26 protein-coding genes are annotated in these 20,675 nt (G+C 35.3%); 10 read left to right on the forward strand and 16 right to left on the reverse strand.

The features are described from left to right. Window positions 1-41: 41 nt before the first annotated feature. The gene (locus K6I41_RS12725; protein ID WP_250374486.1) at window positions 42-806 is read right to left on the reverse strand and encodes a COG4705 family protein; all 765 of its coding nucleotides are present in this window, start codon (window positions 804-806) and stop codon (window positions 42-44) included. A gap of 309 nt (window positions 807-1,115) precedes the next feature. Between K6I41_RS12725 and K6I41_RS12730 the strand changes: the two genes are divergently transcribed. Continuing rightward, window positions 1,116-1,520, forward strand: coding sequence for a hypothetical protein (locus tag K6I41_RS12730; RefSeq protein ID WP_250374487.1), 405 nt, complete (start codon window positions 1,116-1,118; stop codon window positions 1,518-1,520). A gap of 184 nt (window positions 1,521-1,704) precedes the next feature. Here K6I41_RS12730 and K6I41_RS12735 read toward each other — a convergent pair whose 3' ends face one another. After that, window positions 1,705-2,952, reverse strand: a complete 1,248-nt coding sequence (locus K6I41_RS12735) for a mechanosensitive ion channel family protein (protein WP_005303717.1) — start codon at window positions 2,950-2,952, stop codon at window positions 1,705-1,707. 246 nt (window positions 2,953-3,198) lie between these two features. On the opposite strand from K6I41_RS12735, the gene K6I41_RS12740 reads away from it, so the two are divergent. Next, complete coding sequence (locus tag K6I41_RS12740) at window positions 3,199-3,561, forward strand: DUF3592 domain-containing protein (protein WP_250374488.1); 363 nt, start codon at window positions 3,199-3,201, stop codon at window positions 3,559-3,561. 4 nt (window positions 3,562-3,565) lie between these two features. On the opposite strand, the gene K6I41_RS12745 is transcribed toward K6I41_RS12740, so the two are convergent. The 4 genes from K6I41_RS12745 to K6I41_RS12760 are packed head-to-tail and all read right to left on the reverse strand — an operon-like array spanning window position 3,566 to window position 6,576. After that, window positions 3,566-4,210, reverse strand: coding sequence for a glycosyltransferase family 2 protein (locus K6I41_RS12745; RefSeq protein WP_199944764.1), 645 nt, complete (start codon window positions 4,208-4,210; stop codon window positions 3,566-3,568). Beyond that, complete coding sequence (locus K6I41_RS12750) at window positions 4,207-4,806, reverse strand: class I SAM-dependent methyltransferase (RefSeq protein ID WP_250374489.1); 600 nt, start codon at window positions 4,804-4,806, stop codon at window positions 4,207-4,209. Before K6I41_RS12750 ends, K6I41_RS12745 begins: the two co-directional genes overlap by 4 nt. Continuing rightward, window positions 4,781-5,575, reverse strand: a complete 795-nt coding sequence (locus K6I41_RS12755) for a PIG-L deacetylase family protein (protein WP_250374490.1) — start codon at window positions 5,573-5,575, stop codon at window positions 4,781-4,783. Before K6I41_RS12755 ends, K6I41_RS12750 begins: the two co-directional genes overlap by 26 nt. After that, window positions 5,563-6,576 (reverse strand): acyl-CoA dehydrogenase, encoded by a 1,014-nt coding sequence (locus tag K6I41_RS12760; protein ID WP_250374491.1) that lies wholly within the window; start codon window positions 6,574-6,576, stop codon window positions 5,563-5,565. Before K6I41_RS12760 ends, K6I41_RS12755 begins: the two co-directional genes overlap by 13 nt. Before the next feature lie 249 nt (window positions 6,577-6,825). On the opposite strand from K6I41_RS12760, the gene K6I41_RS12765 reads away from it, so the two are divergent. Both K6I41_RS12765 and K6I41_RS12775 read left to right on the forward strand, forming a co-directional pair. After that, window positions 6,826-7,059 carry a DUF2171 domain-containing protein gene (locus K6I41_RS12765; protein WP_250374492.1) on the forward strand — a complete coding sequence of 78 codons (234 nt, stop codon included), beginning with the start codon at window positions 6,826-6,828 and terminating at the stop codon, window positions 7,057-7,059. Between the two features lie 284 nt (window positions 7,060-7,343). After that, on the forward strand, window positions 7,344-8,288 hold the full coding sequence (locus tag K6I41_RS12775; RefSeq protein WP_250374493.1) for a metal-dependent hydrolase: 945 nt from the start codon (window positions 7,344-7,346) through the stop codon (window positions 8,286-8,288). Between the two features lie 66 nt (window positions 8,289-8,354). Here the strand turns inward: K6I41_RS12775 and K6I41_RS12780 are convergent, their stop codons facing one another. Continuing rightward, window positions 8,355-8,909 (reverse strand): TetR/AcrR family transcriptional regulator, encoded by a 555-nt coding sequence (locus K6I41_RS12780; protein WP_199942411.1) that lies wholly within the window; start codon window positions 8,907-8,909, stop codon window positions 8,355-8,357. Between the two features lie 847 nt (window positions 8,910-9,756). Between K6I41_RS12780 and K6I41_RS12785 the strand changes: the two genes are divergently transcribed. Together K6I41_RS12785 and K6I41_RS12790 are read left to right on the forward strand one after the other, a co-directional pair. Beyond that, entirely contained in the window at window positions 9,757-10,284 is a 528-nt protein-coding gene (locus tag K6I41_RS12785) for a hypothetical protein (RefSeq protein WP_199942412.1), read from the forward strand. Window positions 10,285-10,449: 165 nt separating this feature from the next. After that, on the forward strand, window positions 10,450-10,995 hold the full coding sequence (locus tag K6I41_RS12790) for an AAA family ATPase (protein WP_199944758.1): 546 nt from the start codon (window positions 10,450-10,452) through the stop codon (window positions 10,993-10,995). A gap of 220 nt (window positions 10,996-11,215) precedes the next feature. On the opposite strand, the gene K6I41_RS12795 is transcribed toward K6I41_RS12790, so the two are convergent. Continuing rightward, window positions 11,216-11,554, reverse strand: coding sequence for a hypothetical protein (locus tag K6I41_RS12795; RefSeq protein WP_151768479.1), 339 nt, complete (start codon window positions 11,552-11,554; stop codon window positions 11,216-11,218). A gap of 282 nt (window positions 11,555-11,836) precedes the next feature. Next, complete coding sequence (locus tag K6I41_RS12800; RefSeq protein ID WP_250374494.1) at window positions 11,837-12,604, reverse strand: class I SAM-dependent methyltransferase; 768 nt, start codon at window positions 12,602-12,604, stop codon at window positions 11,837-11,839. 364 nt (window positions 12,605-12,968) lie between these two features. Between K6I41_RS12800 and K6I41_RS12805 the strand changes: the two genes are divergently transcribed. Together K6I41_RS12805 and K6I41_RS12810 are read left to right on the forward strand one after the other, a co-directional pair. Beyond that, window positions 12,969-13,454, forward strand: coding sequence for an Lrp/AsnC family transcriptional regulator (locus tag K6I41_RS12805; protein ID WP_031945309.1), 486 nt, complete (start codon window positions 12,969-12,971; stop codon window positions 13,452-13,454). Window positions 13,455-13,632: 178 nt separating this feature from the next. Then, entirely contained in the window at window positions 13,633-13,749 is a 117-nt protein-coding gene (locus K6I41_RS12810; protein ID WP_004793556.1) for a hypothetical protein, read from the forward strand. 14 nt (window positions 13,750-13,763) lie between these two features. On the opposite strand, the gene K6I41_RS12815 is transcribed toward K6I41_RS12810, so the two are convergent. The 4 genes from K6I41_RS12815 to K6I41_RS12830 form a co-directional block, all read right to left on the reverse strand. Continuing rightward, window positions 13,764-14,573 carry a pyrroline-5-carboxylate reductase family protein gene (locus K6I41_RS12815; protein WP_151987405.1) on the reverse strand — a complete coding sequence of 270 codons (810 nt, stop codon included), beginning with the start codon at window positions 14,571-14,573 and terminating at the stop codon, window positions 13,764-13,766. Window positions 14,574-14,953: 380 nt separating this feature from the next. Then, window positions 14,954-15,178 carry a hypothetical protein gene (locus K6I41_RS12820; RefSeq protein WP_151987403.1) on the reverse strand — a complete coding sequence of 75 codons (225 nt, stop codon included), beginning with the start codon at window positions 15,176-15,178 and terminating at the stop codon, window positions 14,954-14,956. Window positions 15,179-15,395: 217 nt separating this feature from the next. Further along, a complete protein-coding gene (locus tag K6I41_RS12825; RefSeq protein ID WP_005303678.1) occupies window positions 15,396-15,611 on the reverse strand; it encodes a cold-shock protein in 216 nt (71 codons plus the stop codon). Between the two features lie 351 nt (window positions 15,612-15,962). Beyond that, a complete protein-coding gene (locus K6I41_RS12830; RefSeq protein ID WP_013198449.1) occupies window positions 15,963-16,895 on the reverse strand; it encodes an LpxL/LpxP family acyltransferase in 933 nt (310 codons plus the stop codon). A gap of 238 nt (window positions 16,896-17,133) precedes the next feature. On the opposite strand from K6I41_RS12830, the gene K6I41_RS12835 reads away from it, so the two are divergent. Next, window positions 17,134-17,751 carry a LysE family translocator gene (locus K6I41_RS12835; RefSeq protein ID WP_151987401.1) on the forward strand — a complete coding sequence of 206 codons (618 nt, stop codon included), beginning with the start codon at window positions 17,134-17,136 and terminating at the stop codon, window positions 17,749-17,751. A gap of 97 nt (window positions 17,752-17,848) precedes the next feature. On the opposite strand, the gene K6I41_RS12840 is transcribed toward K6I41_RS12835, so the two are convergent. The 3 genes from K6I41_RS12840 to K6I41_RS12850 all read right to left on the reverse strand — a co-directional run bounded on the left by K6I41_RS12840 (window position 17,849) and on the right by K6I41_RS12850 (window position 19,278). Next, window positions 17,849-18,394: a glycoside hydrolase family 108 protein gene (locus K6I41_RS12840; protein ID WP_013198451.1), complete on the reverse strand. Its 546-nt coding sequence runs from the start codon at window positions 18,392-18,394 to the stop codon at window positions 17,849-17,851. Window positions 18,395-18,423: 29 nt separating this feature from the next. Beyond that, window positions 18,424-18,813, reverse strand: a complete 390-nt coding sequence (locus tag K6I41_RS12845) for a hypothetical protein (RefSeq protein WP_005303665.1) — start codon at window positions 18,811-18,813, stop codon at window positions 18,424-18,426. A gap of 210 nt (window positions 18,814-19,023) precedes the next feature. Then, window positions 19,024-19,278 (reverse strand): hypothetical protein, encoded by a 255-nt coding sequence (locus tag K6I41_RS12850; protein WP_005303662.1) that lies wholly within the window; start codon window positions 19,276-19,278, stop codon window positions 19,024-19,026. 669 nt (window positions 19,279-19,947) lie between these two features. Here K6I41_RS12850 and K6I41_RS12855 point away from each other — a divergent pair. Further along, a complete protein-coding gene (locus K6I41_RS12855; RefSeq protein ID WP_005303661.1) occupies window positions 19,948-20,619 on the forward strand; it encodes an XRE family transcriptional regulator in 672 nt (223 codons plus the stop codon). Window positions 20,620-20,675: the final 56 nt, after the last annotated feature.

Below are 20,675 nucleotides of genomic sequence, written 5' to 3' on the forward strand. Positions count from 1 at the left end.
ATCACTCAAGAGAATCATGTGGTTTTTAATGAGCAGTTAATTTAATGAGATGACTGAGCTGCTTTAGGTTTAAAGACCACTAAACAGACCACAATGAAAGCGAATAAAACAAAAGACGCGCTAAATCTGCTTAACTCTAATCCACCATGTGCGATAGGTTTATCAAGGAAATCTCCCAACACTGCACCTAGAGGTCTGGTAAGAACAAAGGCCAACCAAAATAATAAGGTTCTTGAAATTTTGGTATAAAAATAGCAGATTGCTAACACCAATAATAAAGTACCAAAAATTAAAGCAGCGCTGGTATACCCTAAGCCTTGAGTATCAGCAGTCCAGTCTCCTAAAGCTGTCCCTAATGTTTGAGAAAACATGATGGTTAACCAATAGAAAGCTTCACTTTTTGCAGATTGAACACTTTTTACTGAAATTGTGCCGCAACTTAAATACCAAACAAACAGAGATATGCCTAATAAAATAAGTAATATTAAGCTCCCTCCTGCATAGCCCACACCTAAAGTTCGATCAACGAAATCGGCTATTGTCGTACCTAACGTGGTAGTGGCAATGATCGTCGCCCAGTAGAAAAATGAATTATAGTTTTTAGCTTTAATTTGTAGTCCGACAAATACTGCAAAGATCACAGCAAAAATTGCCGTACTAATGATATATCCCAAATTTAGGGACATAGATAGCGCATCTCCAGCAGTTTCACCTAGCGTTGTAGCTGCAATTTTAATGATCCAGAATAATAAGGTGACTTCTGGAACCTTACTCAAGGTTTTAGATAAATTCTCATGACTAATCATTGTATGTTCTCCAAACATACGTATTTATTAACTCTTATCTAAATATTTATGCCTTAAGATAAAGTTAAGGTTAAAAATAAATTACAAATATCTTTTTCAAAGAAAATTGCACGATGCATATAACCCAAAAACTCAAATGAAAAAAGATAACAATATACAAATAAATAAAATATAATAACCAATAGTTAATCATGCCAGTGAATGCATACATTTGGCTTGAGTACTTAAGTTTAAACCGTAGTGAGATGAAATCTTCTCTAACAATCTAAAGATTGATATGCAACATTAGTCCATTACTATCAAAATTATATGGAAATCCCTATAGGAACAAAATTGGGTATTAATAATAAATTGATTTGCGCAGTTGTATTTGCACTTCTTACAGGATGTCAGCAGCAAGAAGCGAACGAAAATGCAAGTGCGGTGAAACTCCCTGTTTATCAGTCTAATGGTATTTCTGCTTCAGCGCGCTTAAAAGGAATATTAGAGCAGAAACAAGAGTGCCTTTATGTAAACGATATTCTCATTATCTTTCCTGAACACACCGCTCAGTGGGATTCTGAAAAAGAAGCTTTAAGTTATAAAGGCAAGCATATCCGCTTAGGTAATGAATTAGATATTGCTGGTGGGAGTGGCGATTTTGAGCGAGACAACCTACGCATTAAACATTTAAGCCCAATGTGTGATCATCAGAAGATTTGGTTTGCTGGATAATCTAGAGAGAAGAGTTTGAATTCGATTTTCGCTCCTCTCAATCTCTAGGCCTTAAACAGAACGATTTAATTCACTACCAGATTTATAGATTTTTCTCACAGGTCACTAAAGATGAAACATTAAAAAAGCCCCCATCTGGGAGCTTTTAAAAATAGTTGAGGACCTGCTATTCACAGCTAAAAACTTAACTTGGATTAATCTCTGTGGTTAATCTCTGCAAATCATGACCTGAAGGTGCTTGGTAAACACGTAAACCAAATTCAGGAAGAATCGCAATTAAGTGGTCAAAAATATCTGACTGAATTGCTTCATAAGAAACCCATGCAATCGTATTGGTAAATGCATAAATTTCTAAAGGTAAACCTTGGCTAGTCGGCTGTAATTGACGAACCATAATGGTTTGATTTTGGGCAATGCCCTTGTGCTGGCGCAAATAAAATTCAACATAGGCTCTAAATGTACCGATATTGGTTAAACGGCGTTTGTTATAACGAGATTGATTGCTTAAATGCTTATTGAACTCTTCAATTTCAGAATTCTTTGCATCGAGATATTGATCTAATAATAAAAACTCTTTGAGCTTTTGTTGCTCTTCGTCACTCATAAAGTGAACACTGCTTTGATCGAGAAAGAGTGAACGCTTCATTCGACGGCAACCCGAATTGCTCATGCCTCGCCAGTTTTTAAATGTATCGGTAACGAGTTTATTGGTTGGAATAGTGGTATAGGTTTTATCAAAATTTTGCACAGTGACCGTATGCAGCGAAATATCAATTACATCCCCATCTGCATTAAGCGACGGCATCTCAATCCAGTCTCCAATCCGCACCATGTCGTAAGAGGCAATTTGTACACTCGCCACTAAAGACAAAATCGTGTTTTGGAAAACCAACATTAATACCGCCGCCATCGCACCGAAACCTGCCAGTAAAGTGAACACATCCTTTTTAAGGAATGTTCCCAAAATCATCAGGCCACACACAACAAATAAGATTAACTTAACCAATTGTAAGTAACCTTTAATCGGCTTGTTTCTAGACTTCGGATTACGCTGATAAATAAGATTAAAGATATTTAACAGCTCGCTGACTGTAAGCGCGAGTGTAAGAAAGATAAATGCTTGCGCGCCCATTTCTACAAACGAAATGAACTTTGGAGTGAGATGAGGAACCGTTGCAATACCGTTCATAATCACAACAGCAGGAACAATATTTGCAAATTTCTTTATGACGCTATGCTGGGCAAAAATAGATTGATTGGGTGATTTTAGCTTGGTCACCAAGTGACGGACGCCCCGAACAATAATGCGTTTAGCAATAAAATTTGCTATTGCTGCAAATAAAATCAAAATAGTGAGTGAAACAAACATTTCTAGCCAAGGATAATGGCTTAACTGAACCCGAATATCGCGGAAAAAACTTAAAAAATCCAAACCTATACACCTTAAAACTTTCTTTTCTAGAATTTTAAGGGCTAAAGCATGTGTTAATAAGACTTGTTTACATATGTAGGCATAAATACAACAACTAAGTTATATACCCTGCTATTTATCTTATTATTTTTAACGCTTAACGATAAGGTTTTATCCGCTTATGTTTTGGATCACGTACATCAACTAGATTGAACAAATCTGTTCATTTAGAATCATGCGTTAAACGAATAATTCTGGTTTTAGTAAGTGAAATTTTCTGATTTTTTGACTTTTATTGGAGTAGTCTGGTTTAGCTTATTCTTTGTCTATATTGCTTGGACCTTTTTTCTTAAAAGTCTGGTTCATAAGTTTTTAATCTATAAACGAGGAATGATTACTTCTGCCGAGGTTGTGTATTTTCAGGACTCATTAGCTAAAGTGCAATATCGCCCGTTATGTTATATAAAATTGAAATTTCAAACTGAGCAAGGCGAAATCATTACTGAAAATCTTAAGGTACTTATTGCTAAGCAAAATCACGATCAATATAAAGTCGGTAGCATCATCAAAATTAAATATGACTCTAAAAATTTAAAGAATATTTCGATATTGGGAGAGATCATGGTTTAAGTGATTAGAGATTATTTAAAAAGTACGATAAACCCTGAGGTGCGCGTCCGTTTAAGCGACTACTCGTTGTCACTCGAACCAGATTACTCCAAGTAATATTGCAACAATGCTTGATCAATTTTTTGATTAAAGACACATCTTCATGGCATGAAATAGGTTCAAAGCCACCTACCAAAAGATAAACCTCTGCACTAAAACTTAAATTTGCCCCATGAATATGCGCGTGATCCATCTGATCTTTATAATGCGCTAAATATTTTTGCCGTTTCGTTATAGAGAGATGACTAAAATCGTCGAGCGTTACAGTACCGCAAATTGCATCTGTAGGTTGGTGCTGGATTTGATAGCGCAACCAATCAGGACTAACGACCGTGTCTGCATCCGTACATGCAATCCATGTCACGCCACGCCCAATTAAATGACGAATTCCTAAATCTCGTGCTTGCCCAACACATGCATAGTTACATTCAATCCAATTGATTTGATGGCTTTGTACAATCAACCGCGACTGATCTGTACAGTTATCCAGTACCACAATCACCTCTACGTCATAACCGCTAATGTTCTCTATAGCGACCTGAATAGACTGCAAACAGGCAGATAGATAGTGCTCTTCGTTATGCGCTGGAATGACGATACCTATTTTCATCTTAATTTTTCCTGCTGTGCTAAAGAGGAAGTGTTCGCCGTCCATAGATCAATCATAAAATCTGGATCGTTTAAGCTGAGATAGTGATGAAATGGGAAATGTTGCTGAAAACCTTGATGGACTTTTTCTGCATTTAATTCAAAATCTTGAATTTCATGACGCCAATGGCAACAAAGAATCTCGCCGTCGTCATTTAAACTATGTTTTAACTTTTCAATGAACTGCTGCAACTCATTAGCAGATAAGTAATAGGCCATCTCACTAATTAAAATGAGGTCGAATTTTTGAATTGAGTAGTCTTCAGGTATTTTTCTATTTTCAACAACCACATGCTCAAATTCTTTTAAGCGCTCGGACGCTAAGCGAACAGCACATTCAGAGACATCTATACACAACAGTTGCTCGGCTCTTTGCGCCAAATGAAAACTTAAATGTCCATTTGAACAGCCCACTTCTAACACTTTTGAATAACGAGGTTTTGTCAGCAGCGCGAGACAAATTTGTCTTTTACGAGCTTCATACCAATGAGAGTCATAGCCCCACGGATCACTGTTATGACGATATAAATCTTCAAAGTACATGCGAGAATGAATCACTCAAATAAACCTCATAAGGCATTAAAAGACGTTTAATTGCACTAGAAGAGAGAACCGCAGCATTACCCGTAGTTTCATCTGCTTCAAGTTGGGTTTTAAACTGCAAAATTGCTTGATGTTTTTTAGTTAGCTGTTCTTCGGTTAAGTGATATGCTTTTGCTCGGTACCAATCAATTCGTGAGTCTAACGGCTTTGCCCAATGCCAAGCCCAAATTAATACGTGTAAACATAGAAGTTGCTTAGCTGTTGCGTAAGCTTGTACGGTTTTACCTACGGCTTCGTGGTCTGGGTGACCATCAAAGGCATAGCTACAAATTAGAATATCGTCGGCTTGAACGATCTGCTCTAAACTCTGCCACAGTTGATCGGTTTGTAAATGAATCTGACCATCTAAAAAATGAAGCTCTACATGCTCGGCTGACTCGGCTACTCCTAAACACTTTAAGGCTGCCAAGCTTTCTTGCGGACGAAGAATATTGAGCTGATCTGGAGGATATTTTGTAGAGTTAGGATGGCTTTGTGTGCCGTTACTTACCGCTAAAATGAGAATCTTACAATTCAGCGCAATAAGTTGCTGCATTAAACCACCGCAACCAAGCACCTCATCATCAGGATGTGGAGCGACTATCACCACCCTTTTTGAGCGAAACAATTCAAGATCTAAAGCTGCTAAAGGTTGTTGTTGAAATGCATTTAACCATTGCTCTTTTGACGTACCCTCACCAAAAATAATGCGGTCTTCGACCAAAGGATGTTTTAAAGTTCCCATAGGCTTTGGTCCGATAAACAGAGTTCTGTAATTTGCTGGTAGTCAAAAGCAGCATGACTTTGTCTGATAAACACAGGCAAATCAGCCATGAGCTGTGCAAAAGTTGCATCTTCACAAAAAGGACGAGCACCTAATGCTTTGCCTACTCGCTCAACCACACTCAGACAGCATTGTTCTGTTTGGGCACGTAGTATTCGTATTTCCCGCTCATGATTTAGCATGGGTTTGCTGTCAATCAGTTCAGCAACATATTGAAAATATTGCTTAGTAATTTCTAATTGATGAGCGACCTCTCCCAAGTACAGTTTTTTAAAAGGATTCGGACTGACCTGACAACTTTCTTGTAAAAAACCAGCTAAACCAACGGCGGCACCATACCAACAAACTGCAACACCTGCTGCACCATGCCAAAAGCCTGAACGTTTTAAATAACTATTTGGGTGACCGATCAATTTAACAGGCGTATTTTCAAAACTTACTCTTGCAGTTTGCGTCGCATTCATCCCGACTGCATGCCAGTGGCTTGAGTCCGTGCTAATAGAAGAATGACTTAAGTCAACAATACAAAGCTGCGCCTGCCCTTGTTGATTTTTATAACTCATTAAAACTTTTTGAATAAACTCTGCACCAGAGCACCAAGGCTTTATGCCATTACAAAGGTTATCTTTCACTTGCAATGGAGCTGGTCCACCGTCTGCTGCCCACACAGCCCAAAGCTGGTCATCTATTTCTGGGTGATAACCCAATTCACTTAAAATGCTTAAAGCATCGCAATGCGACTCAAAAAGCTTCGCCAAACTTAAATCGACTCCAGCAATCTGAGCAAAAAGCTGCCAGCGTTGATAGGTCTGTCCCGAAGCTGGATGAGGCAAGTTTTTGGCTAAATTTACCAATTGAGAGAGTAAATTTATACGAAGCTTGCTTTTATCTTCAGCCGAGGCAGATTCAAATTCACTCAAGATACTTAATATCGTCACATTTATAGGTATTTTAATATTCATTGCAAATAATTATTTATAAGACTTGGTTTAACCTTATCTAAATACTTCTGTTTAAATAAACATGTAAATTGTAATAAAAAGATAAATATTATTAGTTTTATATCTAATTATTTCATTGTTACTCGAATATATTTATTAAGTGAACTTATAAACCCATCCTGTAAGGTTTATTAAAAACCCCTGATTTATCCAATTATTTAAAGTAATTTAAGTCTTACCGTTTTTCTATTTCTAAAGAAGAGGTCTAAAATGAGCACTTTAAATATTAATGATATTAAAAAACACGCAGACGTTATTGCTTCTTGTGGTACTAAAGTAGGTACAGTCGACCATCTAGAGGGTGAAAACCAATTAAAGCTGACTCGAGACGAAAGCGGTCAACATCACCTTATTCCTACTGGATGGATTGGTGAAGTGAAAGAAAACCAAGTCATTCTGAATAAAAATTCACAAGAAGTTAAAGATCAGTGGCAAGCGATCTAGACTTTAAAGCACTGTAAGTGACTTAACGTGAAATTTATAATAAAGCGTTTTAGCTTATAAAAAATAAATAGGCTCAAAAACTTTAAAGCCTAACTCCCCAAACTGAAGGCTCCTTTTCATAAGGAGCCTTTTTTTATTTATGAAATCTCTGTCTTAGACCGTTTTTATCTCTTTAAGCCTTTGGTTGGATGTTTTTGTCCTTTACTCACATGGTGATCGATTTTACTTAATGCTAAAAATTGTGCATTCGCATTAAATGAATAATTATGAATAGGGTGACGTATATGATCACAGGGAATCATCAGCTTAAAGCTCGAAAAGTACATTTTGATTTTGCGGAGTCATCTGTGTGTTGGATGCCGAATGATCCGCTATGCTCACATGTAGCCAATGGTATTAATATGCTCTTGCCGGCTGGTGAGTTTTGGTTTTGCCGCGTGTTTAATAAAACCCTTCCCTTGATTACCGACGAAACATTAAAACAAGAAGTGATTGGCTTTGTTCGTCAAGAAGCAGCACATGCACGTGCCCATGAAAAAGCTCAAGACTTCTTACGCGAAAAAGGCTACGACATTCAAGAAACACTCAACCGTGCCCATTTTGTGTTTAACATTTTATTGGGTGACAAACCTTTAGGTATGCCCTTTTTAAAAGGCGAAAAGCTCGATGAATATTGGTTACTTTTCCGAGTTGGTGTGATTGCTGCAATTGAGCACTTTACTGGAACCATTGGTCAATGGACACTCGACAGTAAGTCTTGGGACAAAGCCGACCCTGCCATGGCAGATTTGTTCCGTTGGCATTTGGCTGAAGAAGTTGAGCATCGTTGTGTTGCCTACGACTTATTTGAGCACCTACTAACAAACAAGTTTGGGTTTTATGTGTCGCGCCAAGTGATTATGGCGGCTGTTTTCCCGCTGTTTATTTATTTCCTAGCTGACTTTGCGCGTAGTTTAGGTCAACAAGATTTAGAGCACGAAGACATTCAAAAATTGATGCGTCGTGGCTACTTCAAAATTATTCGTGAATTTGAAAAAACTGCGACTCGCTCAGACAACTTACCGACCATTAAATATTTATGGAAAGCGACATTAAGATGGGTTTCTCCAAAATTTAACCCACTTCATGAAGGTGATACCGAGCAAGCTTTAGCTTATATGGCTCGTTCGCCTGCCGTGCAATATTTTGAAGGAATAGCACAAGCTACAAAACCTGCGACATTAAGCTAAGCAGTTATTTTATTTAAAATGAAAGCCTCCTTGATTGGAGGCTTTTTCTTAGGAGAATTTTGTCGCTTAAGCAAAATTTAAAAAGAAATAATCCAACAACCGATCTCTTTCATCGACCACATTTTTATCTAAAAGCTGGACCATTGCGCCATCAATCATAAATAAAAACATATAAGCATCTTGAATGGAGGCTGTAGCTTTTAAGGTTAAGAGCAACTTATAGATTTCGTTTACAAACCAGTTTCTATAGTCAACCACAACTTTATAGGCAACTGGATAGAGCTTTTCTATTTCAAAAATAGCTTTAAAGGGTAAATGATAAAAGCCATTTAAATCGGCATGTAAAAGGTAAATCTGCCTAAGTTTATCGAGCACCATTTGTTCACGGTAAGAATTAATAATGGAAAACACTTTTACTTTTAACGCGTCTTTTTGAAAAGTGAGACACATCTCGATGAGTCGTGCTTTTGAGTGAAAGTCGTTGTAAAAAGTAGCCTTGGCAACTTTGGCTTCTGCAATAATTTGGTCGACCCCGACCTTATGAAACCCATATTGATTAAATAAGTCTTTTGCGATGTGAAGCACTCTGAGTGCTCTAAATGAAGATTCTAAATTTGGCATAGGAATACCGTTTAAATAATTTTTTGTTGTATCTAAAAGAGATAGAAATGCCGTCACTCTTAAAATGAGTGCTAAAAACAGGCATGCAAAAGCAGCACAAAAATGTGCCTAAGCTATCTCAGGTTTTATTGTTGCTATGATTTTTTAGTCGTAACGAGCTAAGGTTTTAAAAACCTAGAGTCGGTTGAACCGTTTTAAAGACCAGTTGGACGATATGGCTAGAGAGAGTTTGGCAAAGACCAATAAATGAGAAGAAATAGTACGCATGAGCGGACTCCTTTGGGTAATAAAGAAGTTTCGCCACATTACTGTCAAATAATGGTGGCGAAACGAGAGAAGGTTGACAGACTGATACCCAAAAGATCAGCACACCCGAAGGTGTCCCCCTCCCGTTCCGCCGCAGAGGGGGCACGCAGGGATGCCCACAAAAAAGAAAGACTTTTTCGTGTGCTTTGGGTATACGGCCTGTCAAAGCCGACTGGCGATGTAGGCCAGCAGGCAAAGCATAATCGGAGGGGTTTTAGGTGTCAATGTGATATTGGCTAGAAAATAATTGAATAAATATTATTTTTCATTTGAGTAAAATATTTAATTCTTTCATTAGAAATTCATTATTTAGTAAAAATAATAATAGAACAAAAGAGGGTTAGCAGACTGGGCATATAGAACCAGCACGCACAAGGCGTCCCTCCTCCATTCTACCTCAGAGAATAATAAGATAGATTTTAAGTGTCAATGTGATGTTGGCTAGAAAACAATTAAATAAATATTATTTTCATTGGATTAGATTCATTAATCTATTGAATAGAATATATTATATTTGATTAACACACATTAACTCATAAATATGAATACTATCTCAGCTGCTCTTTTACATGAACATCCAATTGAGGGATGTATAAAAGACGCAAATGGCCATTTAAAACCTTTCCCTATTCTCGCAATTGATAATATTCCATTAAATATATGGGTGCATCAAAATATTCCCATTATTGATGGCACAGAAAGTTTAGTTCCAGCCCAGGGTTGGTTATATGATCATGATAGTGAGTTGGCATTAAGTAATGCATGGAAACTTCTTAAACCACAAGCTTATGAAAATGTATCTATTTCAACAGTAGTTCCAATTTTAATTTGCCCTGATGATTTAGATCTAGAGTGCAGCGTAATTATGGTTGAACAAGTTGTTTCAGCAGATAAAGTCGTATGGACTCGTTTTGGTTACGCATTTAACCATATTCACGATGTTGTGACATCCGTAGTCTGGCAAACCTCGCCTTCTGCTCCTCACCTAAGTTTTCCGTTGAGCGAATTTGAAAAAGCATATAATGATTTAAAAGAATTAGATAAAAAATGGACTGAAAATTTTATCTAGTTTTCTTTAACATAAAATACAAGAGTTAGAGATTAAGGAAAGATCTTGGTAAAAGAATTTTTCTTCTTAATCGAAAATATGACCCTGAGAATACTTATTTCTATAGAAACTGTTAAGTTCGCATTAGATAGGTTAATTAAATATCAAAATTCAATTCTATAAACCATGAAAATTTGTATTGTAGGCCCTTCTGGTGCCGGTAAAACAACTATCGCTAAGAAATTAGCGAAAGAATTAAAGATTCCTGCTCATGCATTTGATGAAATCTATTGGGACTTAAGTGGAACTGAATTTGTAAAGAATTCCGAAGAAACTATCTCATTTGGTATTAAAAAAATCACCTTACAAGATAGTTGGATTGTAGAGGGAGCTTACGATAAACGTTTACTTCCACTACTTCTTGAGTGCTCTTTAATTTTAAAGATGGAAGTACCTCTTTATTTAAGAACAACAAGGCTACTTCAACGTTACCTAAAGTCTGTAGTTACAGGTAAAAGCCCTAAAGAGACTCTAAAAAACACAATCGAGTTGATTCAGTTTTCACATAGTTTTGATAAACGCTTGGAAAAATTTCTGAGTAGTAATAATCAACTCTCGAGAAAGGTTATTTCTTTTAATAATTTTTCAAAAGCTACAAATATTATTCAGACAGTTTTTAAAAATAATTTATCCGCTTCATTGAATCATAATGATAGAACGAGAAAGGGTTAGCAGACTGATTTACCCAAAAATCAGCACATCCGAAGATGTCCCCCTCCCGTTCCGCCGCAGAGAATAATAAGAGAGGTTTTAAGTGTCAATGTGATATTAGGTGAATTATTAAAATTTATTATCGGGTTTAATTGGCAAATTATAAGTGGTGATACACCGATAAAATGAATAAATAAATCCATTTTATCGGCTTGCTAGAAGAGGTTTTTAAAACCTTATTTTATTTTTTAATATAATTTGGAAACTCTTTTAAAACCGTACTACATAATTGGCCTTTCATATCTCCTCTCTTGCGTGCTTCAAATTGATCCATACCTAATCTCATAACTTCTCTACCATATTTTTCACCTAGTTCATGTTTAGTACATTTGTCAGATTCATGAACTAATTCTTGTGAAGTATAGTGATAATTACAATCAAGTTGAGCACGGCTTAAAAAACCATGTAGTTGTACTGTTCTCTCGCAAGTTGTTCGCTGTATATAAGTTTTCGGCTCTTGCTCAGCATAAACTGATGTTGCTACCAATAAAGTGAAAACTGTTACTAAAATATTACGCATTATTTCCCCGACAAAGTTATTAAAAGTATTAGTGATAATGTTGCGGGCGTATTAAATAATAATTACTTATAAGTGTCTATTAATAATAAGAAAATTAGATAAATCCTCTTCTCTTTTGAATATTTAATCACCTTAAAAAAATTGTGTGATTAACTTTTATCAAATAAATGATATTAAATTTTTTCTAATCTTCTTTAATATAATCCAAGTTATTCAAGTAAAGAGTTTTAGTGATATTTCATTCATTTCTTATCGACTAAAACCCTTACTCATTACACAACTTTAAAACCCTAACTTCTTAAAGACAAAATAGCCCACATGGCTTTCAAAGCTACCGTCATTTTGAATTTTGAAATACTTCTTAACGAGGTCAGACGAACCTTCCTGTAAATAGCGTAAAGTTTTAATTTGATCTTCAGGAGTTTTCATACGCTTTACCCAACTATCAAAGTCTAAAGAAAGCGTTTGCTTGTCTAAAGCTACTAAGTCAAAGCCTGCATCTTCAATAAAATAGACCCACTCTTTCACACTATAGTTTCTTACGTGACTTGGGTCTCGAATCGTTTCGATCGTCTGTAAAAACGTATCTAATATAGGTGAGCTAGAACTAATAATGTCTACAAAAATAACAATGCCATCTGGCTTAAGAACGCGGTTTACTTCTTTCATGGCCGTCGGAACATGCTGCCAGTGATGAGCTGAATATCGACTAATCACGACATCAAACTGCTGATCACTAAAAGGCATGTCTTCAGCAATGCCCTGCTGCACAAAGATGTTTTTTAATTTGCGCTGGCTAGCTGCCTTAGACACTGTGTGTAACATTTCATGAGATAAATCATAGGCAAAGACGAGATCAGCATGTGGAGCAACATTATAAGAAACATGACCACCACCACAGCCTAAATCTAGAACGACAGCCTTTTCATATTTCTGAATTTCATGAATAAATTTATTAAATTCAATTCCTTCAGAGTGAGCTTGGCTATTCAAATAGTCTAAAGATTTATTTTGATATTGTTTTTGGTTTATATCGTGCTGGGTGATCATAACCTTGCTTCCTACTTTGCAATGAAATCACCATAAAGCAAAAGTTAGATAAAAAATAATGATTAGTTTTTCTTCAATTGATAAATAAAAGTTATTATTTAATTTGTTTTAATACACTACGGCAATTAATAAAAATAGATTTAAGAACTTAGAAAGGATCCGCAAAGAGCACTGTTTAGTCACCCTTACTGAAACAGTGCTCTTTGCTCCATCACAACCCTTATCCAGAGAGTTCGATGCATAGAACTAGTGTATGTACCTTTAACTCAAAATGTTTCCTGTATTTTTTAATATTTTTAAATGTTCGCAGCATAAAAATGAAGTATATTTAATTTTATCAGAAGATTCTTCTTTGGTTTATATTTTGAACAGAACAGAATACACACTAGATCGCATAGATCGGAAAATTTTATCTGCCTTACGCGGTAATGGCCGTCTAACCGTTGCTCAATTAGCAGAAGAAGTTGGTCTTTCATCTTCACCATGCTGGACACGACTAAAACGTCTGGAAACTTTAAAAATTATTGAAGGCTATACGGTAAACGTAAACCCAAAAGCGATTGGTATTCATGAAGTATTCTTTATAGAAATTACTTTAGAACGCCATGACGATGAAATGCTGGAAAATTTCAGCGAAGCATTAGCTGACATACCTGAAGTTGTAGAAGCTCATCTCGTCACAGGTGATTATGATTATTTGGTTAAAGTAGCAGTAAAAGATGCTGACCATTACGAACGTTTTTTACGAAAAAAACTCTATTCAATTAAAGGAATTCGACACACCCGTTCGACCTTTGCCCTACGCCCTCTTAAATCTGCCAATACCGCCGATTTAATGTTAATTGAATAAAAGGTGTAATGCCTATAGCGCATCGACGTAAACTATTGATTTTAAAATGCTTATTTAGTTAAGCGGCTTAAGCGATAACAGATTTAGGCTCTGTTATATTTTTTTTAAAAAATTCTGTATCTATGATTACAGCCTCCTCATCTCCATAATAAAATTAATCTGAATTGGAGGCATCGCCATGAACATTTTGAAGAAAAAAAATAAGGCCAGTTTTGTATTCTTTATTATTACTCTCTACTCTTTTATTGGGTTTGGCTTAGGTTTCATTATTTGGGAATACTTCTTAAAGGCCTAGTTTGCTAAAAAGCGTTAACGAGCCTCAGAAATAATTTCTGAAGTAATTTCTTTGCTACGATGATATGCGGCCCTCATTGCTAAACGTATATCATCAGACACATTGCCTAATTCAAACATTCGTAAAGCAGATTCGGTAATCCCATTTGCTAAAGTGACCTTTCCACATAACTCCGCTGGTGGAACATTACTTTTACGAATCATTTCGACTGCGCCAGTAGCCGCTTGAAGCGCAAGATCTAAGGCAAATTGTTTATCTAGCCCTAATGAAACACCCGTCTTAATCATGCTATCTAAAATATAGAAAAAGTAAGCTGGCCCTGAACCTGATAATGCAATAATGGCATCACTTTGTGTTTCAGACGGCGCCCAAAAAGTCTGACCCGTTGCAGAATACAAGGTTTCAATTAAGTCTTTATCAAGCTGGTCCATTTGCTCTGAAGCAATCAGCACGTGAGTACCAACATGGGTCAGTACAGGCGGATTTGAAATCACACGAACGATTTTCTTTGAACCTGTAAAACTGGATAGGTGCGCAATATCAATCCCTGCCATCATAGAAACAATAATCTTATTTGCTAACCATTTTTTAAACGGCGCAAGTATCTCTTTTAATTGTTTTGGATCGAGTAACAACACAACAATATCAGCTTTTTTTAAACCATTTTCTTTTTGCTTCAAAGCATGTGTATCATTAATTTTTTTCTCTTCAATTAAGTGTATTTTTTCTTTGTTAAACCCTTTTAAAACCATTCCTCCGATTAAAGCCAAAGCTAAATTACTACTGCCAATAAAGCAAATATTAGGTTGTACTTCACTTAACATTTAAAATGTTTTCCTTTCTAAGCGAGGCTATAACAATAAATATTATCTATAGTTTAATTATGAATGTTGAATTAAAGATGACCGTCTGAATAAAGAGCCCACTTTAATAAAAGATTTTATTAAAGTGGGCTTTGTTTTATTTGCGCAATAAATAAAACAACTTTAGCTTACGCCTAATGTATAACTATATTTACCAAATTCCACTCACAAATTGTAATGGTCTGTAACTAATACTAAAATATTGTAAATATCATTTGAAGCTATAAAATAAAATCATTGTTTTTCAAAAATTAAAGTTTACTCATTAAATCTATTTCAATTAATTTAATAAGAAAATCTTTAAAATAATAGACAGTAGTAAAATTATTTTAATTTATTAGCTAAATATTTTCATTTTTCTTCTTTAAAATACTCTCGGCTCTTCTCATTGCTTGACTTAAATCAACCTCATCACACACCCAAAAGCTAAAAATTTGTCCAAACAAGTGGAAGTGTTGCCTAATATATTTAGAACTATTGTCTGAATAATGCTCTTCAACCTTAAAGAAATCATTATTATTTTCTATTTTCTGACCGTCAAAAATACCGCCAATACAAATATCCATTTTAATACCATACACCTAATTCGTTATATTTTAACATAAAAATTTAGAAGCACTTTGATAAGAGTATTTTTATACTTCTTTTTTTAAATATAAGTTGAATTAAAACTTATAAAAAACCCACAAGACTAAAGTGGGCTTTTTTTAAACTCTAATAAAATGCTTTAGACTTAAATATATTTTATTTAAACAATATATTCAAATCAATTAAACGCTTTATTTATGAGTTTTGAAGAATCACAATATTTGAAGCTTGAGGGCCTTTTTTACCTTGTACTACGGTAAACTCAACACGTTGACCTTCTAATAGAACTTTAAAACCTTGTGTTTGAATATCAGTAAAATGAGCAAAAATATCTTTACCTTCATCAGTCACAATAAAACCAAAACCTTTAGTTTCATTGAACCATTTTACTGTACCAGTACTAGTAGACATATGTTATATCCTAAATCTTAAAATATTATAACTTATTATTGGGAAACCAATTTAACTAAAAAATAGATGTCAAAAATTAAATATCTGAAGAAACCCAAGGATTATAAATATAAAACTGCGCAAATAGAAATTTATTATGACAAGAATATTTTGTTAGTTATGCTCGATAATACACGCTTCATAAGCATTTGCAATCGATATTCAAAATAATTAAAGCAAGAAAAACTCTACCCACTCCCCGATTCATCTTTCATATTGATTTAATTAAGATTCCTTTCAATTAAAAGTCAAATTTTGTTTCATTTTAATCGAAAGAAGTCAAATATCAGTGCTATTTCTCCATAAAAACCATCAATAAAATTTCTTTTCGCCAGCAGGACGCGTCTTAAAGCGTCGATGGAACCACATGTATTGCGTAGGGGCAATACGAATTTGATTCTCAATAATCTTATTGACTCTTTCAGCATCACTCACTTCACATCCACTCGGAAAATTTTCTAATTTAGGTTCCACGAGTACATGATATTGAGGGTTTCTAATATCGCCACTTCTATAAAAGTATAAAGGTACTGCTGCTGCTTTTGAGATATCCATCAATCTACGGTGAGCGGTCACGGTAGCCGCCTGTATTCCGAAAAATGAGGCCATTACACCTTGTTTTAAGCCAAAGTCCTGATCTGGGCTATACCATATGGCATGACCATGTTTAAGGTTTTGGATAAGTCCACGCATGTTGTCTCGAGCAATCTGGTTTTTATAGACTCTTGCACGGCTACGATGAATCAGAAAATCTAAAAAGGGATTATTTTGAGGTCTGTAAACCACGTCCATATTAAAAAATAAGGTACAAGCTGCTCCACCAGCGTCTAAAAGCGTACTATGGGTGCCTAATAGTAGTACGCCATTTTCCTGATTATTTGTTAAATTCTCTAATCCATCTATGTGAACACGGCTTTTAAACCAGTTTGGACTGTACCAAGCATTTAAGGCTTCAAATACACCCGTGAGAGTATCTACAAAAACCTGTTTGGCTTTCACCTCAATTTGCATAGGTGTTTTTTCAGGAAAGCAGGCTTCTAAATTACGTAATGTTGTTTTTCGTCTTGAACCTAAAGATTTCCATGCTATTTTTGATAAAAGATCGGCAAGACGCCATTGAATTGCCCAAGGTAACATCGCAAAACACATCAGAATAAATGCTAAAAACCATATACCCCAATATTTAAACGATAAAAAGGAAAATCGAAATTCGCCAGATTTAAACTGCCGTTCTTTTTTCGTCATGCTGTATATTTCTTGAGGTATAGGTTTAGCATACTAACACCCCCTGCTGTTGGGGTTGTATGTTTATGTTGCTTTGAGTAATAAGCTTTTTATTACCCTACCTATTTATCGAAATGCATATTTTAAACATTTAATCTATTTCAGGCTTAAATATACATAACTGTCTGTATACATAACTTATTTTCTCATTTAAAGTAATCGCATAATCTAGTCTCATTGATAAATAGGATATATCAGCGTGAGCGGTCTTTTAGTCTTTATAACAATTGCATTTCTTACTCTCTTAAGCCCCGGACCTGGCGTTTTATTTACTGTCACAAATTCAATCAATTATGGTGTTAAAACTGCTCTATTCGGTATTAGCGGCTTAATCATTGGTATGTTTGTAATTGCTGTAATTTCCGCTAGTGGTGTAGGTCTTATTATTACCAGCAACCCTACTATTTTTACGGTTTTAAAATTTATTGGTGCCTTTTATTTAATGTACCTTGGATATAAAAACTTCAGCAAAAAATCGCCATCGCAAGATTTAATCACTGATCAACAAAGCGATAAAAATGTAAGTAAATCGAGACTCTTTTATCAAGGCCTACTTGCATCTTTGCTTAACCCTAAAACAATCGTATTTTTTATTGCTCTATTCCCTCAATTTATTGATATCAAGAAAGAAATTTTAACTCAGTTTTTAATTCTATCTTTAACCTTTTGTTTTATTGGATTTTTAATTCATTTGGTCTATGCAAATTTCTCTTCAATTTTTAAAGAAAAGATGCTGGCTGGAAATAATTTTTCTATACTCAATAAAATTAGCGGTGCTATTTTCTTTCTTCTTGCTGTTTTACTCATTGCACAATAAATCATTACTCGACATATGATTATTTGAAAAGCCTCAACTCATGGTTAGGCTTTTCAAGTCTTTTGTCTATTAACATATTTTTATCTAACTACAATTTTTACAACGCTACCCTGTTTAAGATCCATCCATAAAAGAAGTCTTCGTAATTTGGGTTCTTCTCTGTAATTTCGATATAGTGCTGCCCTTGCATAATATTTAAAACGCGTAGTAAGACCGTTTCTCCGTCTTTATTACGCCTGTTCAAATACGTGCTCAGTGCTTGAATAGTGAGAGGTCCATATTGACCATCTAAGGTAAGATTTGGCCAGCCCTCCTCACCCTGCTTATTTAGCAGATTTAGAGCACGTTGTAATAAAGGTTTAGCAAAGTTGACTCCGCAATTTATAGCCGTATCAAGTAACTCTTCTGCAATAGCAGGGCTAATTTTATTGATCTGGTCAAATTGGGGTTCAAACCAATATTGTTGTTTATAAATAGACTTGGCCACAGCTAAAGGTAAATCTCTCATATCACCTTGATATCCGTTTGATCGAGCAACTGCCTCGGTAATGCCAAATTTGGTGGCATGCCCATGGTCTGATGGATGATTAATATATCCACCTTCTCTGTCTATGATTGCTTCTAAGTATTGGTCAATATTCATTTTATTTTACCTATATCATTGAAACTGTTTTAGCTATTTTGCAGATCATCTTTCGCTTTTTTTAAGTCTTTGATGACTTCCACAATCGTTTTCCCTTCTTGTTTATTGATGAAATTAAATATCCATCTCACAATCGCCCAGCCTGGCAAACCGCAAATAAAGAAGAATCCACATAGTGTGATCATTCCCCAAATATCCGATACCCATTCATGTAAATTCCATTTCATGATAATAAATGAGCCACCTGTTAAGCTTGAAACGACTGTGCATATCAGCCCAACAATCCATTCTTGTGGTGAGCGAGGGAAACGCATCATCAACACGACTGCCACAACTAAGCTGACTGCTAAAGCCACCATAATTGCGATGCTATAAAAATCTAAAAATGTGGCTAAACCACCAGTTGGAACTGTTTTCATCATCTTGTCCTGCTTTAAAGGGTAAAACTTGAAAACTCGCTATTCTTAATCGCTTGTTGTTTTTCAGGTTCTTTAAATACCCTTAGTTTTCTTTATTACAGTCAATAAAAAACACTAACGCTTTTTTAACCGCGCTAAATTGCAAGACGAACTGATCCTTGACCCCATATTTCAGGGGTCCAAGAAAGAATGTTTGTATGCTAAAGCCTGTTAGTGTGCACTGTTTAAGGCTTGTTCAATCAACTCAATCACGGTGATTGCACCTATCGCTTTTTGCATTGAGACTTGATCATCGAATTCGAATGCATCATCTTCAAGCTCACTTGCAATTAGCTTTGCCTCTTCAAGCGCCCTTTTTATTTTTTGTACCTTGTATTTGTTTACGTCTTTTGCAATTGTCGGGACATATCCTCCACGTTTTGCATTTTTAAGTTGTTTAGCTCTGTTCTGCATTGCTGTAGTCATTCACTATCTCCAACTCACACGTTTAATAAGGCATCTTTATCGTTTGTTATTCTTGAAGTTTTGATCCATTCTTTGAGCAATATAGCGAAGCCAAGACTACAAATGTGTGTTCAAAACGTTTCATCTGGTACAACAAACCTAAAGAACTAAACGGTATGCATTTAAAGCATTCATTTAAAAGTAGATATTCCTTTTTCTAAAATTGTAAAAAAGTATGAAAGCGCTTACATTTACGCCTTTTTCGAACTTTAATTTTTTGACCAAAAAGTTCAAATAAGACTTTGCCGTATATCGGAAACTTTTGTTACGACTCACAATCTTTGCTAAATTCTTCATGTTCTTGATACCCTTTATCGACGAACATTAAGCCTGATCCACGGAATCGGGCTTTTTTTTATTCCATTTTTTGTTTTGATAGCCTATCTGTAAATAATAATTGAGCTATCTCCCTTCTATTTTGCCTCTTCTAGAAACAAAATAAATTTAGCTTTCATCTCAACATGTTGATAATTCAATAAATAGTGGTTCAAATACGATTTAAACTTAATCTATTCATCTGAAGATATAACTGATATTATAACTATAGTTATTATTAGTCAATAACTATAGTTGTTTTACTCGATATAACTTTAGTTATATATTTGTTATAAGTTTGCTGGTGTAACCGTTATGGCTCTTAAAGACCGTTTAAAAGATTCTAGAATTAAAGCCAAAAAAACTCAGGCTGAAGTCGCTGAGGCTGTAAAAATGTCTCAGCCGGCCTATCAAGCTTTAGAATCTGGCAAAAATTTAAAATCTGCGTTTCTTCCACTCATTGCCCAGTTTTTAGGTGTAGATGGTTATTGGTTAACGACTGGCAATACAGAAGATGCTTTTAGAGAAAGTGATGTATTTAGCCCTACAGTTGTGAGTGCTGAATCCACCGATCAATATGCTTGGATTGAAGTGGTAGAAGCTAGTTTTTCGTGTGGTACAGGTGAGTCGATTGAGTTCCACTTCGATGCAATTAATGGAAAAATCCCTTTCCCTGCTTCATTCTTTAAAGAAAAACGGGTTGCTCAAGAGTGCATGCGTATTATAAAAGCTAAAGGCGATAGCATGACGGACTACATTAAAGATGGAGATCTGGTCGGTATTGATATCTCTCAAACTGAAGTAATTGATGGCGAGATTTATGCGGTTTACTTTGCAGGGGAAGGAATGATTAAGCAAATTTTTAAAGAAGCGGATGGCTCTTTAATTTTGCATAGTTTGAATGAAAAATTTAGAGACCGCCGTGTAACCGAAGAAAATGGAAAGAACTTTAAGGTCATGGGGCGTCAATTCTGGCGAGCGGGTTAAGGTCGTTATAAATATAATTAAAATAATAATTCTATCAATTTATTAAGTTTTCTTTT

The sequence above is a fragment of the Acinetobacter sp. AS23 genome (assembly GCF_023612055.1).
In the GTDB taxonomy this organism is placed as follows: Bacteria; Pseudomonadota; Gammaproteobacteria; order Pseudomonadales; family Moraxellaceae; genus Acinetobacter; species Acinetobacter oleivorans.

Coding starts and splice junctions, on each gene's coding strand:
- K6I41_RS12725 (WP_250374486.1), bottom strand. CDS start 806: ATGATTAGTCATGAGAATTTATCTAAAACCTTGAGTAAGGTTCCAGAA.
- K6I41_RS12730 (WP_250374487.1), top strand. CDS start 1,116: ATGGAAATCCCTATAGGAACAAAATTGGGTATTAATAATAAATTGATT.
- K6I41_RS12745 (WP_199944764.1), bottom strand. CDS start 4,210: ATGAAAATAGGTATCGTCATTCCAGCGCATAACGAAGAGCACTATCTA.
- K6I41_RS12755 (WP_250374490.1), bottom strand. CDS start 5,575: ATGGGAACTTTAAAACATCCTTTGGTCGAAGACCGCATTATTTTTGGT.
- K6I41_RS12760 (WP_250374491.1), bottom strand. CDS start 6,576: ATGAATATTAAAATACCTATAAATGTGACGATATTAAGTATCTTGAGT.
- K6I41_RS12765 (WP_250374492.1), top strand. CDS start 6,826: ATGAGCACTTTAAATATTAATGATATTAAAAAACACGCAGACGTTATT.
- K6I41_RS12775 (WP_250374493.1), top strand. CDS start 7,344: ATGATCACAGGGAATCATCAGCTTAAAGCTCGAAAAGTACATTTTGAT.
- K6I41_RS12780 (WP_199942411.1), bottom strand. CDS start 8,909: ATGCCAAATTTAGAATCTTCATTTAGAGCACTCAGAGTGCTTCACATC.
- K6I41_RS12785 (WP_199942412.1), top strand. CDS start 9,757: ATGAATACTATCTCAGCTGCTCTTTTACATGAACATCCAATTGAGGGA.
- K6I41_RS12790 (WP_199944758.1), top strand. CDS start 10,450: ATGAAAATTTGTATTGTAGGCCCTTCTGGTGCCGGTAAAACAACTATC.
- K6I41_RS12795 (WP_151768479.1), bottom strand. CDS start 11,554: ATGCGTAATATTTTAGTAACAGTTTTCACTTTATTGGTAGCAACATCA.
- K6I41_RS12800 (WP_250374494.1), bottom strand. CDS start 12,604: ATGATCACCCAGCACGATATAAACCAAAAACAATATCAAAATAAATCT.
- K6I41_RS12810 (WP_004793556.1), top strand. CDS start 13,633: ATGAACATTTTGAAGAAAAAAAATAAGGCCAGTTTTGTATTCTTTATT.
- K6I41_RS12815 (WP_151987405.1), bottom strand. CDS start 14,573: ATGTTAAGTGAAGTACAACCTAATATTTGCTTTATTGGCAGTAGTAAT.
- K6I41_RS12820 (WP_151987403.1), bottom strand. CDS start 15,178: ATGGATATTTGTATTGGCGGTATTTTTGACGGTCAGAAAATAGAAAAT.
- K6I41_RS12825 (WP_005303678.1), bottom strand. CDS start 15,611: ATGTCTACTAGTACTGGTACAGTAAAATGGTTCAATGAAACTAAAGGT.
- K6I41_RS12830 (WP_013198449.1), bottom strand. CDS start 16,895: ATGACGAAAAAAGAACGGCAGTTTAAATCTGGCGAATTTCGATTTTCC.
- K6I41_RS12840 (WP_013198451.1), bottom strand. CDS start 18,394: ATGAATATTGACCAATACTTAGAAGCAATCATAGACAGAGAAGGTGGA.
- K6I41_RS12845 (WP_005303665.1), bottom strand. CDS start 18,813: ATGAAAACAGTTCCAACTGGTGGTTTAGCCACATTTTTAGATTTTTAT.
- K6I41_RS12850 (WP_005303662.1), bottom strand. CDS start 19,278: ATGACTACAGCAATGCAGAACAGAGCTAAACAACTTAAAAATGCAAAA.
- K6I41_RS12855 (WP_005303661.1), top strand. CDS start 19,948: ATGGCTCTTAAAGACCGTTTAAAAGATTCTAGAATTAAAGCCAAAAAA.